This window comes from Klebsiella sp. LTGPAF-6F, from assembly GCF_001753185.1.
Lineage (GTDB): Bacteria > Pseudomonadota > Gammaproteobacteria > Enterobacterales > Enterobacteriaceae > Klebsiella > Klebsiella michiganensis.
The window spans coordinates 2,037,032-2,050,065 of sequence record NZ_CP017450.1 but is presented as its reverse complement, the minus strand read 5'-3'; the positions used below and the strand labels follow the sequence as shown (position 1 = coordinate 2,050,065).

Annotated in this window: 13 protein-coding genes; 9 read left to right on the top strand and 4 right to left on the bottom strand. The window is 55.2% G+C overall.

Features of this window, described 5'->3' with window-relative positions; translation table 11 throughout:
- Positions 1-73 precede the first annotated feature (73 nt).
- On the bottom strand, positions 74-1,180 hold the full coding sequence (locus tag BJF97_RS09565; RefSeq protein ID WP_014837877.1) for an anion transporter: 1,107 nt from the start codon (positions 1,178-1,180) through the stop codon (positions 74-76).
- Positions 1,177-1,650: a manganese-binding transcriptional regulator MntR gene (gene mntR / locus BJF97_RS09560; RefSeq protein ID WP_014228517.1), complete on the bottom strand. Its 474-nt coding sequence runs from the start codon at positions 1,648-1,650 to the stop codon at positions 1,177-1,179. Before mntR ends, BJF97_RS09565 begins: the two co-directional genes overlap by 4 nt.
- Before the next feature lie 182 nt (positions 1,651-1,832).
- On the opposite strand from mntR, the gene mntS reads away from it, so the two are divergent.
- Positions 1,833-1,958 (top strand): manganase accumulation protein MntS, encoded by a 126-nt coding sequence (mntS, locus tag BJF97_RS09555; RefSeq protein ID WP_004100500.1) that lies wholly within the window; start codon positions 1,833-1,835, stop codon positions 1,956-1,958.
- A 267-nt stretch (positions 1,959-2,225) separates the two neighbouring features.
- Positions 2,226-3,803: a phosphoethanolamine transferase gene (locus tag BJF97_RS09550; protein ID WP_032694517.1), complete on the top strand. Its 1,578-nt coding sequence runs from the start codon at positions 2,226-2,228 to the stop codon at positions 3,801-3,803.
- 69 nt (positions 3,804-3,872) lie between these two features.
- Here BJF97_RS09550 and ompX read toward each other — a convergent pair whose 3' ends face one another.
- Positions 3,873-4,385, bottom strand: a complete 513-nt coding sequence (gene ompX / locus BJF97_RS09545) for an outer membrane protein OmpX (protein ID WP_004130755.1) — start codon at positions 4,383-4,385, stop codon at positions 3,873-3,875.
- A gap of 351 nt (positions 4,386-4,736) precedes the next feature.
- On the opposite strand from ompX, the gene rhtA reads away from it, so the two are divergent.
- The 6 genes from rhtA (at position 4,737) to ybiO (ending at position 11,297) form a co-directional block, all read left to right on the top strand.
- On the top strand, positions 4,737-5,624 hold the full coding sequence (gene rhtA / locus BJF97_RS09540; RefSeq protein ID WP_004100495.1) for a threonine/homoserine exporter RhtA: 888 nt from the start codon (positions 4,737-4,739) through the stop codon (positions 5,622-5,624).
- Positions 5,625-5,842: 218 nt separating this feature from the next.
- Positions 5,843-6,346 carry a DNA starvation/stationary phase protection protein Dps gene (dps, locus tag BJF97_RS09535; RefSeq protein WP_070082860.1) on the top strand — a complete coding sequence of 168 codons (504 nt, stop codon included), beginning with the start codon at positions 5,843-5,845 and terminating at the stop codon, positions 6,344-6,346.
- Positions 6,347-6,717: 371 nt separating this feature from the next.
- Positions 6,718-7,464, top strand: a complete 747-nt coding sequence (glnH, locus tag BJF97_RS09530; RefSeq protein WP_004849110.1) for a glutamine ABC transporter substrate-binding protein GlnH — start codon at positions 6,718-6,720, stop codon at positions 7,462-7,464.
- A 133-nt stretch (positions 7,465-7,597) separates the two neighbouring features.
- Positions 7,598-8,257, top strand: coding sequence for a glutamine ABC transporter permease GlnP (gene glnP, locus BJF97_RS09525; protein WP_004100490.1), 660 nt, complete (start codon positions 7,598-7,600; stop codon positions 8,255-8,257).
- Positions 8,254-8,976 carry a glutamine ABC transporter ATP-binding protein GlnQ gene (gene glnQ / locus BJF97_RS09520; RefSeq protein WP_004849106.1) on the top strand — a complete coding sequence of 241 codons (723 nt, stop codon included), beginning with the start codon at positions 8,254-8,256 and terminating at the stop codon, positions 8,974-8,976. Before glnP ends, glnQ begins: the two co-directional genes overlap by 4 nt.
- Before the next feature lie 110 nt (positions 8,977-9,086).
- Complete coding sequence (ybiO, locus tag BJF97_RS09515; protein WP_032694518.1) at positions 9,087-11,297, top strand: mechanosensitive channel protein; 2,211 nt, start codon at positions 9,087-9,089, stop codon at positions 11,295-11,297.
- On the opposite strand, the gene rlmF is transcribed toward ybiO, so the two are convergent.
- Positions 11,292-12,206: a 23S rRNA (adenine(1618)-N(6))-methyltransferase RlmF gene (rlmF, locus tag BJF97_RS09510; protein WP_032694519.1), complete on the bottom strand. Its 915-nt coding sequence runs from the start codon at positions 12,204-12,206 to the stop codon at positions 11,292-11,294. The genes ybiO and rlmF overlap by 6 nt on opposite strands.
- 95 nt (positions 12,207-12,301) lie before the next feature.
- Between rlmF and BJF97_RS09505 the strand changes: the two genes are divergently transcribed.
- Positions 12,302-12,916: a flavin reductase family protein gene (locus tag BJF97_RS09505; RefSeq protein ID WP_025108097.1), complete on the top strand. Its 615-nt coding sequence runs from the start codon at positions 12,302-12,304 to the stop codon at positions 12,914-12,916.
- Positions 12,917-13,034 lie beyond the last annotated feature (118 nt).

Genomic DNA, 13,034 nt, shown 5'->3' with positions numbered 1-13,034 from the left:
ATAAAGTTATACCCCGGAAAAGGAGAGCGCGAATGTGGCGTTTCTGTCCGTTTCTTGCCCAATTCTCTGAAAATCAGAGCTGCAGCAATCCGTACCCTACCAGCGCGGCCCACAGCAGCATGGGCAGAGAGTAGATATGGAAACGCCACCAGATACGGCGATCGCCAGCCATGCGCAGCGCAATCAGGTTTGCCAGAGAGCCCGGCAGCAGGCCGAACCCGCCGACGTTTACCGCCCAGGCCAGCAGCACCGATGGTGGAACGTAATTGAGCAGCAAAATGGTCGCCGGGACGTTGCTGATAAACTGCGACAGGCCAATCGACGTCAGCCACAATCCGCCTGCCGAGAGCTGGCCGACGCCGTTAAGCGCATGCTGGAGAGCCGGTAGCTGGGTCAACAGGTGAACGTCAATAAACATCGCCATGAAGACCAGCAGCAGCGTCCAGTCGACGTGGATAATGACCGCCCGCGCCAGCAGCAAAAAACCCAGCGCGATCAGCGCCAGTCCCCACAGCTCCTGCTTCAGCTCTAAGGCGGTCAAAAAGACCCCATAGAACGCCAGGCAGCTCCAGACCAGCTTTGGCCGCCAGGAGGGCGCCCTGTCGCTACTCTGATAGTCGAGACGCTTCGCGGGGAAACAGAACCAGCACAGCGCCAGCAGGGTGAGCATCATCGCTGCCGCCAGCGGCAGCATCTGGCCGATAAAGGCCGGAAAGGAGAGGCCCGAGCGCCCCCAGAGAAGAATATTTTGCGGGTTACCGATGGGCGTTAACAACGACCCGGCGTTCACCGCCAGCGCTTCAAAAATGATGAGACGGCTTGTCGGGATGGCGCACCATTTTTTCAGAGTCAGCGTGAGCGGCACGACGATGAACAGCGCCACGTCGTTGGTTAAGAAGGTGGATAGCAGCGCGGCCGCCAGCACCATAAAGATGGCCAGCTGGCGCTCGGTCACAAAGCGGCGCGCCATTTTGCGACCTATTACGTCAAAATAGCCGCTCAGTTCAATACCTTTGGTCAGTAGCATCAGCCCGCTAAGGGTGATAATCGTATGCCAGTCAATGGCGTGTAACCAGCCTGCAGGGGCAAACGGAACAAAAAAGCTTAAAACAACGCCGACGATCAGCAGCAGATGCAAAAAACGGTCGCGGATTAGCGACTGAACAAAGACGAGGTTCATTCTCCCGGTGACCCCTGCTTGAGGGTAAACTGTTTAAACATCGCCAGCGTCTCTTCGCTGACGTGGTGCTCCATGCCTTCGGCGTCGCGACGCGCAATTTCCGGGCTAACGCCGATCACCAGTAAAAAGTTTTCGACGATCTGGTGGCGTTCGCGGCTTTCATGCGCCAGCTTCTCACCTTCCGGGGTTAAAAAGATCCCCCGCCATGGGATCTGTTCGATCAGCCCGACGCTGGCCAGTCGTTTTAACATTTTCGCAACCGTTGGCTGCGACACCCCAAGACGCGCGGCCATGTCCACCTGACGGGCTTCCCCCACCTCCATAATCAGATCGGAGATCAGCTCCACGTAGTCATCAATCAGCTCCCGACGATGCGCCTCGCGCACCTGACGAAACCCCTCAACGTGTTCTTCGACATTCACTAGCTGCGTCACTTTTTTTGTTATTGGCTTACCTGCGCGACGGTTCATTGTGCTTCCTCATTCCTGTGACGCATCAAGCATCATATAAAAGGATCCCTATTGTAATGGATCGCGCACAGAGAACAAAAAATTAACGTTTTAGCCATAGCTATAAAATATAGCCTGTGCTATATCTGTATGTAATACACACATCCTTCAAGGAGTGAAGGACGAAGTTACAGGAGGTCGAGATGAATGAATTCAAGAGGTGTTTAAACGTGTTTACCCATTCTCCTTTTAAAGTACGGTTAATGCTTGTCGGTATGCTGTGCGATCTGATCAACGGCAAGCCCCAGCAGGATAAACCCAACAACTAATGCGGCGTCGCGGTACGCCGCTTCATTTTTCTGTCATAATTTCCCGTCAAACTGGCTGATTACTCAGCGCTACGGCAACTTTTTTCAAGTTTTGTAAGCTTCCTCCCAAAACAATCCGTTATGGATGGTTGACCTTAACATTTGCAAGCCCTATCTTTTGTCAGCCCTGCCACTACTGCGGCTCGCAGAGACCCTCTTCACGCACTGTCCAGCAGGTTTTACCCCTTGATGCCAGGGGACGCACATGGCTCTTTTTGATTGTTTACTATGAATGTCACGCTGAAAGAAACGCTGGTCGCCCGCGGACTGGTACTGAACCCATGGACAGGATTCTACTTTTTACAATCGCTGTTTATTAACCTGGCGCTGGGCTACGACTTTAGCCTGCTCTATACCGTTGCTTTTACCTGCGTGCTGCATCTGCTGTGGCGCAGCTTTCCGCGCGCGCAAAAAGTGACGATCGGCGCCTATTCGCTGCTGGCGGCCATGTACTATCCTTTCGGCCAGGCCTACGGCGCGCCCAATTTCAACACGCTGCTGGCGCTGCATGCCACAAACATCGAAGAGTCCACCGAGATCCTGACCATTTTCCCGTGGTACAACTATCTGCTGGCCGTGTTTATCTTTGCGCTCGGCGTGATTGCCGTACGGCGCAAGCCGGATGCATCGGCGCGATGGGGGAAAATGGAGACGCTGGGGCTGCTGTTCTGCACCGCTATTTTCTTTCTCCAGCCGGTGCAAAACCTCGCCTGGGGCGGCGTCTTTAAGGTTATCGACACCGGCTACCCCGCCGTACGCTTCGTTAAAGACGTGGTTGTGAATAATAATGAAGTGCTGGATGAGCAGGCGCGAATGGCGCAGCTGGCGAATATGAAAGACAGCTGGCACGTGCTGGCGGTAAAGCCCAAATATCATCTGTATGTGGTGGTGATCGGCGAGAGCGCGCGTCGCGATGCGCTCGGCGCCTTTGGCGGCCACTGGGACAACACCCCGTTCGCCAGCTCGGTAAAAGGCTATCTGTTCAATGACTACGTTGCCGCCAGCGGTTCAACGCAGAAATCGCTCGGTTTAACCCTCAACCGGGTGGTCGATGATAAACCGCAGTTTCAGGATAACTTTGTCACCCTCGCCAACCGCGCCGGTTTTCAGACCTGGTGGTTCTCGAATCAGGGGCAAATTGGCGAATACGATACGGCAATTGCCAGCATCGCCAAACGCGCGGACGAAGTTCAGTTCCTCAAGAACGGCGATTTCGAGGCCAATAAAAACACTCAGGATGAGCAGCTATTAAAGCTGACCGCGCAGGTGCTTGCCACCCGCCGCACCCAGCCGCAGCTGATTGTCCTGCATTTGATGGGTTCGCATCCGCAGGCCTGCGACCGCACCAAAGGGAAATACGCGGTTTTTGTTCAGTCGAAAGAGACCTCCTGCTATCTCTACACCATGACGCAAACCGATACGCTGCTGAGCGATCTTTATACTCAGCTACAAAACTCGGGCGAAACCTTCTCGATGACCTATTTTTCCGATCACGGTCTGGCTTTTAAAGAGCGCGGGAAAGAGGTGCAGTATCTGGCGCACGACGATAAGTACCAGCAGAATTTCCAGGTCCCCTTTATGGTGATCTCCAGCGATGATAAAGCGCATAAGGTCATTAAAGCGCGGCGGTCCGCCAACGACTTCCTCAGCTTCTTTTCGCAGTGGACCGGCATCAGCGCTCAGGAGATTGCCCCGCGCTATCGTTTTATCTCGGAACAGAAGGCCGGCCCCATCTACATCACTAACTTCCAGCTGAAGAAAGTGGACTATACCCATCTGGGTACCGACGCGTTTACCGTCAATTAACACGGTTGCGTAAACCGCAGGCAAAAAAAATCCGCCCCTTGAGGCGGATTTTTTATATCACCGGAGTGATTAGAAGCGGTAACCTACGCCAGCAATCCAGGTGCCAACGTCAACGTTACGAATGCGAGACTGCTCGTAGGAGAAGTCCAGAGCAACGTTTTCGATCGGGTTGAACTGCAGACCAGCACCGTAAGAGAAACCGTAGTCGCTCATGTCAGATTTGTTCGGGTAGCTGTTGTCCTGGAATTTACCGTAACCAACACCCACTACGCCGTAGATGCTCGCCCAGTCATTCAGACGGTAAGCCGGACCTGCGGTGATGCCGTAGTACTGGCCTTTTTTGTAAACGCCAGACTCAGAACGATCTTTTTCGGTGTAGGTGAAAGAACCGATAACACCCAGCGGGTTGTTGTCTTGCTCGTAGCGGTACTTCAGGTTGAAACCGCCTGCTTTGTTCGCTTCACCCTGCATGTCGCTCTGCGCGTAGCCACCGGTAACGGTAGAAGTCGCGGCGAAAGCAGTGGTACCTACGGATGCAGCCAGAACAACGGCCAGTGCTGAAAAACGTGCAATTTTATTCATAACCACCTCAAATGTGTTTCTAATAAGTCCTAAGCCTTAAATATAACAAAAACTTTTGGGAAACTCTTTTCACTTTACATTGTCTAACGTACTTTTTCATGTAACTAAAGGTTTCTACGTTTCTATAACAAACTGGAAAACAAACCTTTTTTACAAATATACTCCTATTAAGGCTCATAAAGCGCCAGACGTGTATCCAGATTATTCCTAATCTTCTGGTGAAATTATCTTCAACCCCGCGCTATTGTACTGCTTTTACACCCCTTTTTTTCAACATTAGCTCAACCGGCGCGGGGTAATTCATTTACACTGGAACCTTTACCGCATTTGACAAAATTGACAGGAGAAAGGATGCCCGGCTCTTCCCGCAAAGTACCGGCATGGTTGCCGATACTGGTTATTTTAATTGCCATGATTTCGATCCAGAGTGGCGCCTCGCTGGCCAAGTCACTCTTCCCGCTGGTGGGTGCGCCAGGCGTTACCGCCCTGCGCCTCGCGCTCGGCACCTTCATCCTGGTGGTTATCTTCAAACCCTGGCGCCTGCGCTTTGCCCCGGAGCAGCGCCTGCCGCTGCTTTTCTACGGCCTGTCGCTCGGTGCGATGAACTACCTGTTCTATTTATCGATTCAGCGCATTCCGCTAGGCGTCGCCGTCGCGCTGGAATTTACCGGCCCCCTGGCGGTGGCGCTCTTTGGCTCCCGTCGCCCTCTCGATTTCGTCTGGGTGGCGCTGGCGGTGCTCGGGCTCTGGTTTCTGCTGCCGCTGGGGCAAAGCGTGGCGCAGATCGATCCCATTGGCGCGCTGCTGGCCCTCGGCGCTGGCGCCTGCTGGGCGGTCTACATTCTGACCGGCCAGCGCGCCGGCGAAGAGCATGGCCCCGCAACGGTCGCTATGGGGTCGCTGATCGCTGCGGTGGTCTTCGTCCCGATGGGGATGATCCAGGCCAGCGATACGCTCTTTCAGTGGGGGCTGCTGCTGCCGGGACTGGGGATCGCCATTTTATCGACCGCGCTGCCCTACTCTCTGGAAATGGTTGCCTTGACCCGCATGCCCAGCAAGACCTTTGGCACCCTGATGAGCATGGAGCCGGCTCTCGCCGCGCTTTCCGGAATGGTGTTTCTTGGGGAAACGCTAACCGCGACCCAAACGCTGGCGCTGGGGGCGATTATTCTTGCCTCGATGGGCTCCACGCTGACAATGCGTCGGGAAACGAAGATACAGAAGGTCGACATCAGCTAGCGAAAAGGAGCTGATTGACGAGAAACTCAATCATCTCCTTAATTTATAAACTATTTTTCCTGACTAACAGCCCTGCGCTATCAGACCGATAGAGACTACCGCCGCTGCAAAGCTCAAATCCGTTGCTATACTTAATTCCGCAAGTTATTGGGATGAGACGCTCCGAATAATTCGAATTTGAAGTATGACGAGTACAAATATCAAGAGGATATGACACTATGAGTACCGCAAAACTGGTTAAAACTAAAGCAACGAATCTGCTCTATACCCGTAACGACGTCGCTGATAGCGCGAAGAAAGCGACCGTTGAGCTGCTGAATCGCCAGGTGATCCAGTTCATTGACCTGTCTTTGATTACCAAACAGGCTCACTGGAATATGCGCGGTGCAAACTTTATTGCCGTTCATGAGATGCTGGACGGCTTCCGCACTGCGCTCGTCGACCACCTTGATACGATGGCAGAACGTGCCGTACAGCTTGGTGGCGTAGCGCTGGGTACGACTCAGGTCATTAACAGCAAAAGCCCGCTGAAAAGCTACCCGCAGGATATCCATAGCGTCCAGGACCATCTGAAAGAGCTGGCCGACCGCTATGCGATCGTCGCCAACGATGTGCGTAAAGCCATCGATGAAGCCAAAGATGAAGATACCGCTGATATCTTCACCGCTGCTTCACGCGACCTGGATAAATTCCTGTGGTTCATCGAAGCCAATATCGAGTAAGGCCAACTGCCGTCAGCCACGCTGGCGGCTTTTTTTCTTTCCACTTCCCCGCCGCGCACCACTTCAGTGCATGAGAATGTACAAAATACGCGCAAAAGTAAATCAATTGTAATAATCACCTCACACAATCGTTACGCCGAGATTGTTTTAACATCAGGGTTTGCGTTAAAAATGCTCTTGTTATGCGATGCCTTTATGACGCACCAAAACGGCGCCCCATATCGGTGCATTTAACGTTATCCGTTATCAAAATTGTGCAACAGGCGCCTTCCTGCTTGTTATAAAACAACAGGTTGTAAAAGTGGCATGATTTTTTCATAAGGCAACTCGTTCTCGCAGGGGATCGTCCCGTGGATATAAAAGGAAATGCTATGAAGTCTGTATTTAAAGTTTCACTGGCTGCACTGACCCTGGCTTTTGCGGTTTCTTCTCACGCCGCTGATAAAACACTGGTTGTCGCGACCGACACGGCGTTTGTACCGTTCGAATTTAAACAGGGCGATAAGTATGTCGGTTTCGACGTTGACCTGTGGGCTGCCATTGCGAAAGAGCTGAAGCTTGACTACACCCTGAAGCCAATGGACTTCAGCGGTATCATTCCGGCACTGCAGACCAAAAACATCGATCTCGCGCTGGCGGGGATCACCATCACCGACGAACGTAAAAAAGCGATCGACTTCTCTGACGGCTACTACAAAAGCGGCCTGCTGGTCATGGTTAACGCGAATAATAACGATATTAAAGATGTCAAAGATCTGAACGGTAAAGTGGTTGCCGTGAAGGGAGGCACCGGCTCCGTTGATTACGCGAAAGCCAATATCAAAACCAAAGATCTGCGCCAGTTCCCGAACATCGATAACGCCTATATGGAACTGGGTACCGGTCGCGCTGATGCGGTTCTGCACGATACGCCAAACATCCTTTACTTCATCAAAACTGCGGGTAACGGCAAGTTCAAAGCGGTAGGCGACTCGCTGGAAGCGCAAAACTACGGTATCGCCTTCCCGAAAGGCAGCGACGAGCTGCGTGAAAAAGTGAACGGCGCGCTGAAAACGCTGCGTGAGAACGGCACTTACAACGAAATTTATAAAAAATGGTTCGGTACTGAACCCAAATAATAATTAGCGATACTCTCTTCCAGGCCTGCTGTGGTCTGGTAGACCTGGAGCTCTCCGGGCTACCCGTCAGCAGGCCTGAATAGTTTTCTCAGGGGGTTTTCCTCTGTTTTCGACACGGTAACAGGAACACATTATGCAGTTTGACTGGAGTGCCATCTGGCCCGCCATCCCAATTTTACTGGAAGGCGCCAAAATGACGCTGTGGATTTCGGTCCTCGGCCTGGTCGGCGGTCTGATAATCGGTCTGGTGGCCGGTTTCGCCCGCTGTTTCGGCGGCTGGATTGCCAACCACATCGCGCTGGTCTTTATCGAAATCATCCGCGGCACCCCAATTGTGGTGCAGGTCATGTTCATCTACTTCGCCCTGCCGATGGCGTTTAGCGATTTACGCATCGACCCGTTCTCGGCGGCGGTGGTAACCATTATGATCAACTCCGGCGCCTATATTGCGGAAATCACCCGCGGCGCGGTGCTGTCGATCCATAAAGGCTTCCGGGAAGCCGGCCTCGCGCTGGGCCTTTCTCGTCGGGAAACTATCCGCTACGTGATCCTGCCGCTGGCGCTGCGCCGTATGCTGCCGCCGCTGGGCAACCAGTGGATTATCAGCATCAAAGATACCTCGCTGTTTATCGTCATCGGCGTGGCCGAACTGACCCGTCAGGGCCAGGAAATTATTGCCGGTAACTTCCGCGCGCTGGAGATCTGGAGCGCCGTTGCGGTTATCTACCTGATCATCACCCTGGTGCTGAGCTTTGTTCTGCGTCGTCTTGAAAGAAGGATGAAAATCCTGTGATTGAATTTAAAAACGTTTCCAAGCATTTTGGCCCAACCAAGGTGCTGCATGATATCGATCTGAAGATCAACCAGGGCGAAGTCGTGGTGATTATCGGGCCGTCCGGTTCCGGTAAATCGACCCTGCTGCGCTGTATTAACAAACTTGAAGAGATTACCAGCGGCGATTTGATCGTCGACGGTCTGAAGGTCAACGACCCGAAGGTTGACGAGCGGCTGATTCGCCAGGAAGCCGGGATGGTATTCCAGCAGTTTTATCTGTTCCCGCACCTGACGGCGCTGGAAAACGTGATGTTCGGCCCGCTGCGCGTTCGCGGCGCCAATAAAGCGGCGGCGGAAAAACTGGCGAAAGACCTGCTGGAGAAAGTGGGCCTCGCGGAACGTGCGCACCACTACCCTTCTGAGCTTTCAGGCGGACAGCAGCAGCGCGTGGCCATTGCCCGGGCGCTGGCGGTTAAACCCAAAATGATGCTGTTTGATGAGCCAACTTCCGCGCTTGACCCTGAACTGCGTCATGAAGTGCTGAAAGTGATGCAGGATCTGGCCGAAGAAGGCATGACCATGGTTATCGTTACCCACGAAATCGGCTTCGCCGAAAAAGTGGCGTCGCGCCTGATCTTTATCGATAAAGGGCGCATTGCGGAAGATGGCGATCCGCAGATGCTGGTGAATAACCCGCCCAGCCCGCGCCTGCGCGAGTTTTTGCAGCACGTAGCCTGATGCCCCCCGGCTCTCCCTTCGCGGGAGAGCCGCTTTCCAGAATCATCCCAACCTCGCTCTGCGGATCTCATCTTCTATACTTATTGGTTTGAGATGCAATGGAGGTGCCTGTGCCGCGGATTTTGTTACTGCTTGCCCTACTCTTCACCGCTCCGCTATGGGCCGCGACGCTGCCCGGCGTTCCGGCAACCACAGCGGACCCGTCCAGCAGCAGTGAACCCGATGTGGCGCAGAAGAAAGCGGCCTACGGCGCGCTGGCCGACGTGCTTGAAAACGCCGACGCCCGTCAGGAGCTTATCGAGCAGCTGCGGAAAGCCGCCGCCACGCCGCCGCCGGACAGTACGCCGAAGCTGACGCCGCCGGAAATAAAAGACGAGACCACGGTGCTGGAGAACGTCACCCACATCAGCCGCGAATACGGAGAGCAGCTCTCTTCGCGCTTCTCCCAGCTGTGGCGCAACATCACCGGTTCTCCGCACAAAGCGTTTAATTCTCAGACTTTCACCAACGCCGCCTGGCATTTCCTGCTGCTGGCGGGCCTGGTCTTTGCGTTCTGGTGGCTGGTACGCCTGGCGGCCCTGCCGCTGTATCGCAAAATGGGCCACTGGGGACGGCATAAAAACCGCGACCGCAGCAACTGGCTTCAGCTACCTGCAACGATCGCCGGCGCGTTTATTTTTGACCTGCTTCTGCTGGCGCTCACGCTCTTCGTGGGCCAGCTTTTAAGCGACCGCCTGAACGGTAACAATCCCACCATCGCCTTTCAACAAAGCCTGTTTCTCAACGCCTTCGCGCTGATTGAATTTTTCAAGGCCATTCTGCGGCTTATTTTTTGCCCCCGCATCCCGGAGCTACGCCCGTTCAACCTCAGCGATGAAGCGGCGAAATACTGGAACCTGCGTCTCAGCGCGCTGAGCAGCCTGATTGGCTACGGGCTCATCGTCGCGGTGCCGATTATCTCCAACCAGGTCAACGTACAGTTCGGAGCGCTGGCCAACGTGGTGATTATGCTGTGCATTACGCTCTGGGCGCTGTACCTGATATTTCACAATAAGAAATTGATTACCCAAGGGCTTATCCATCTCGCCGACCGCTCGCTGGCCTTCTTTAGCCTGTTTATCCGCGCCTTTGCGCTGATCTGGCACTGGCTGGCCTGCGCCTATTTTATCGTGCTGTTTTTCTTCTCCCTGTTCGATCCCGGCAACAGCCTGAAATTTATGATGGGCGCGACGCTGCGCAGCCTGGCCATCATCGGCGCCGCCGCGCTGGTCTCCGGTATTCTGTCGCGCTGGATTGCGAAAACCATCACCCTGTCGCCGGAAACCCAGCGCAACTACCCCGAACTGCAAAAACGGCTGAACGGCTGGATCTCCGCGTCGCTGAAAGCCGCGCGTATCCTGACGGTCTGCGTGGCGATCATGCTGCTGCTCAGCGCGTGGGGGCTGTTCGATTTTTGGCAGTGGATGCATAACGGCAGCGGGCAAAAAGCGGTGGATGTGCTGATTCGTATCGCACTGATCCTCTTCTTCTCGGCAATTGGCTGGACGCTGCTCGCCAGCCTGATTGAGAACCGGCTGGCATCGGATATTCACGGCCGCCCGCTGCCCAGCGCCCGCGCCCGAACGCTGCTGACGCTGTTTCGCAACGCGCTGGCGGTGGTCATTAGCACCATTACTATCATGATCCTGCTTTCGGAAGTGGGCGTGAATATCGCCCCGCTGCTGGCCGGCGCAGGCGCGCTGGGCCTGGCGATTTCGTTCGGCGCGCAAACCCTGGTCAAAGACATTATTACCGGGATTTTTATCCAGTTTGAGAACGGCATGAACACCGGCGACCTCGTGACGATTGGGCCGTTAACCGGAACGGTGGAGCGCATGTCGATTCGCTCCGTCGGCGTACGCCAGGATACCGGCGCCTATCATATTATTCCGTGGTCTTCGATAACCACCTTCGCCAACTTCGTGCGCGGTATCGGCTCGGTGGTGGCCAACTATGATGTTGACCGGCAAGAAGATCTGGATAAGGCCAACCAGGCGCTGAAAGACGCGGTCGCGGAAGTGATGGCGCAGGAAGAGATTCGCGGGCTGATCATTGGCGAGCCCTCTTTCGCAGGATTGGTGGGCTTAAGCAATACCGCCTTCACCCTGCGCGTCACCTTTACCACCCTGCCGTTGAAGCAGTGGACGGTAAGGTTCGCCCTCGACACTCAGGTGAAAAGGCATTTTGACCTCGCGGGCGTGCGGGCGCCGGTACAAACTTACCAGGTTCTGCCGATGCCGGCACCGGCGGGACCGCCGGCACCCGCCGAGCCCACGTTATAAAGCGCGGCGACGTTTGGCTTCGTCCATAAAGGTCCAGGCGATAAAGCGGCTCTGCTTATTTCCCTGGGCCATCTCTTTTTTCACTACTTTCACCGCGCCGACGTCGGTCAGCGCACGGTAGAGCGGCGGCAAATTGTCGCCGCGAGAAACCAGGGAGGTAAACCACTTCACCTGACGGCCAAACTGCTGGCTCTCCGCAATCATCTGCGTAATAAACGCAACCTCGCCCCCTTCGCACCACAGCTCCTGCTGCTGGCCGCCAAAGTTCAGCACGCTCTCCTCGCCCAGTCCCAGGTTGCGACGTTTACGTTCACCGCCCGCCTGCGCGCTGGCGGCGGAATCATGGAAAGGCGGGTTACACAGGGTCGCGTCGTAGGTCTCATTTTTATGAATAATGCCGGTCAGAATCGCTTTAGCGTCTTTTTGACGACGCAGGCGGATCTGGCGAGTCAGGCCGGGATTGCCGTTGACGATAGCCTGGGCGCTGGCGAACGCGTCGGCGTTCACTTCGCTGCCGGTAAAACGCCAGCCGTACTCGTGCACGCCAATGAGCGGATAGATGCAGTTTGCGCCAACGCCAATATCGAGAATGCTGGCGTTGGCCGGGATCGTCCCGCTATCCAGCGCCAGCAGATCGGCGAGATGATGGATGTAGTCAGCCCTGCCCGGCACCGGCGGGCAGAGAAAGCCGTCGGGAATATCCCAGTATTTCACCGCGTAGAAGTGCGCCAGCAGCGCTTTATTCAGCGCCTTCACCGCCAGCGGATTGGCAAAGTCGATGGTCTGCCCACCCACCGGGTTAAGGGTGATAAAGCCCTGGAGCTCAGGGTGGGCCTGGCACAGCGCGGGCAGGTCGTAGCGTTGTTGGTGACGGTTACGCGGGTGTAACCCCGGTTTCTGGGCTTTCATGGCAATCTCCTTTGAACAGCCGCGTAAGATACCCGTTGACGGCGGCGCGGTAAATAAGTGAGTCTGGTTATCTCTTTTTTTGTCACGGGTGTCGTATGTATTTCTACCAACCTTCGCACGGACACGGGCTGCCGCACGACCCGCTTAACGCCATTATCGGGCCGCGCCCCATCGGCTGGATAGCCTCCCTTGATAACAGCGGCCAGCGTAACCTCGCGCCGTACAGTTTTTTCAACTGCTTTAACTATCGGCCGCCGATTATTGGTTTTGCCAGCAGCGGCTGGAAAGATAGCGTACAGAATATCGCCGAGACTAAAGAGTTCGTCTGGAATCTGGCCACCCGGCCTCTGGCGGTCGCGATGAACGAAACCTCCGCCACCCTTCCCCATAATGAAGATGAATTCATCCGCGCCGGGCTGACTGCCGCTCCCAGCCGCATCGTCAGCGCGCCGCGGGTCGCCGAAAGCCCGGTAAACTTCGAGTGTCGCCTTTCACAATGCATCCAGTTAACGACCGCAGAAGGGCGAGCGGTTGACACCTGGCTGGTGCTGGGCGAAGTGGTGGCGGTGCATATCGATGAATCGCTGCTGGAAGACGGAATTTACCAGACCGCCAGGGCCCAGCCGATTCTGCGCGCCGGAGGCCCCAGCGCCTATTATGGCATTGATGAAAGCCTGCGCTTTGACCTCGTTCGTCCGGACGCCCGCTAACCCTCCCACCCGGCCTGTACTAGCGCCGTTTTCCAGGCCGGGTAGCTGAATGCCATTTCCCGCGACAACCTCGCCTGCCCGGCGCGCCTTTATGTAGAAAAAATGCAGCCAATGTAAA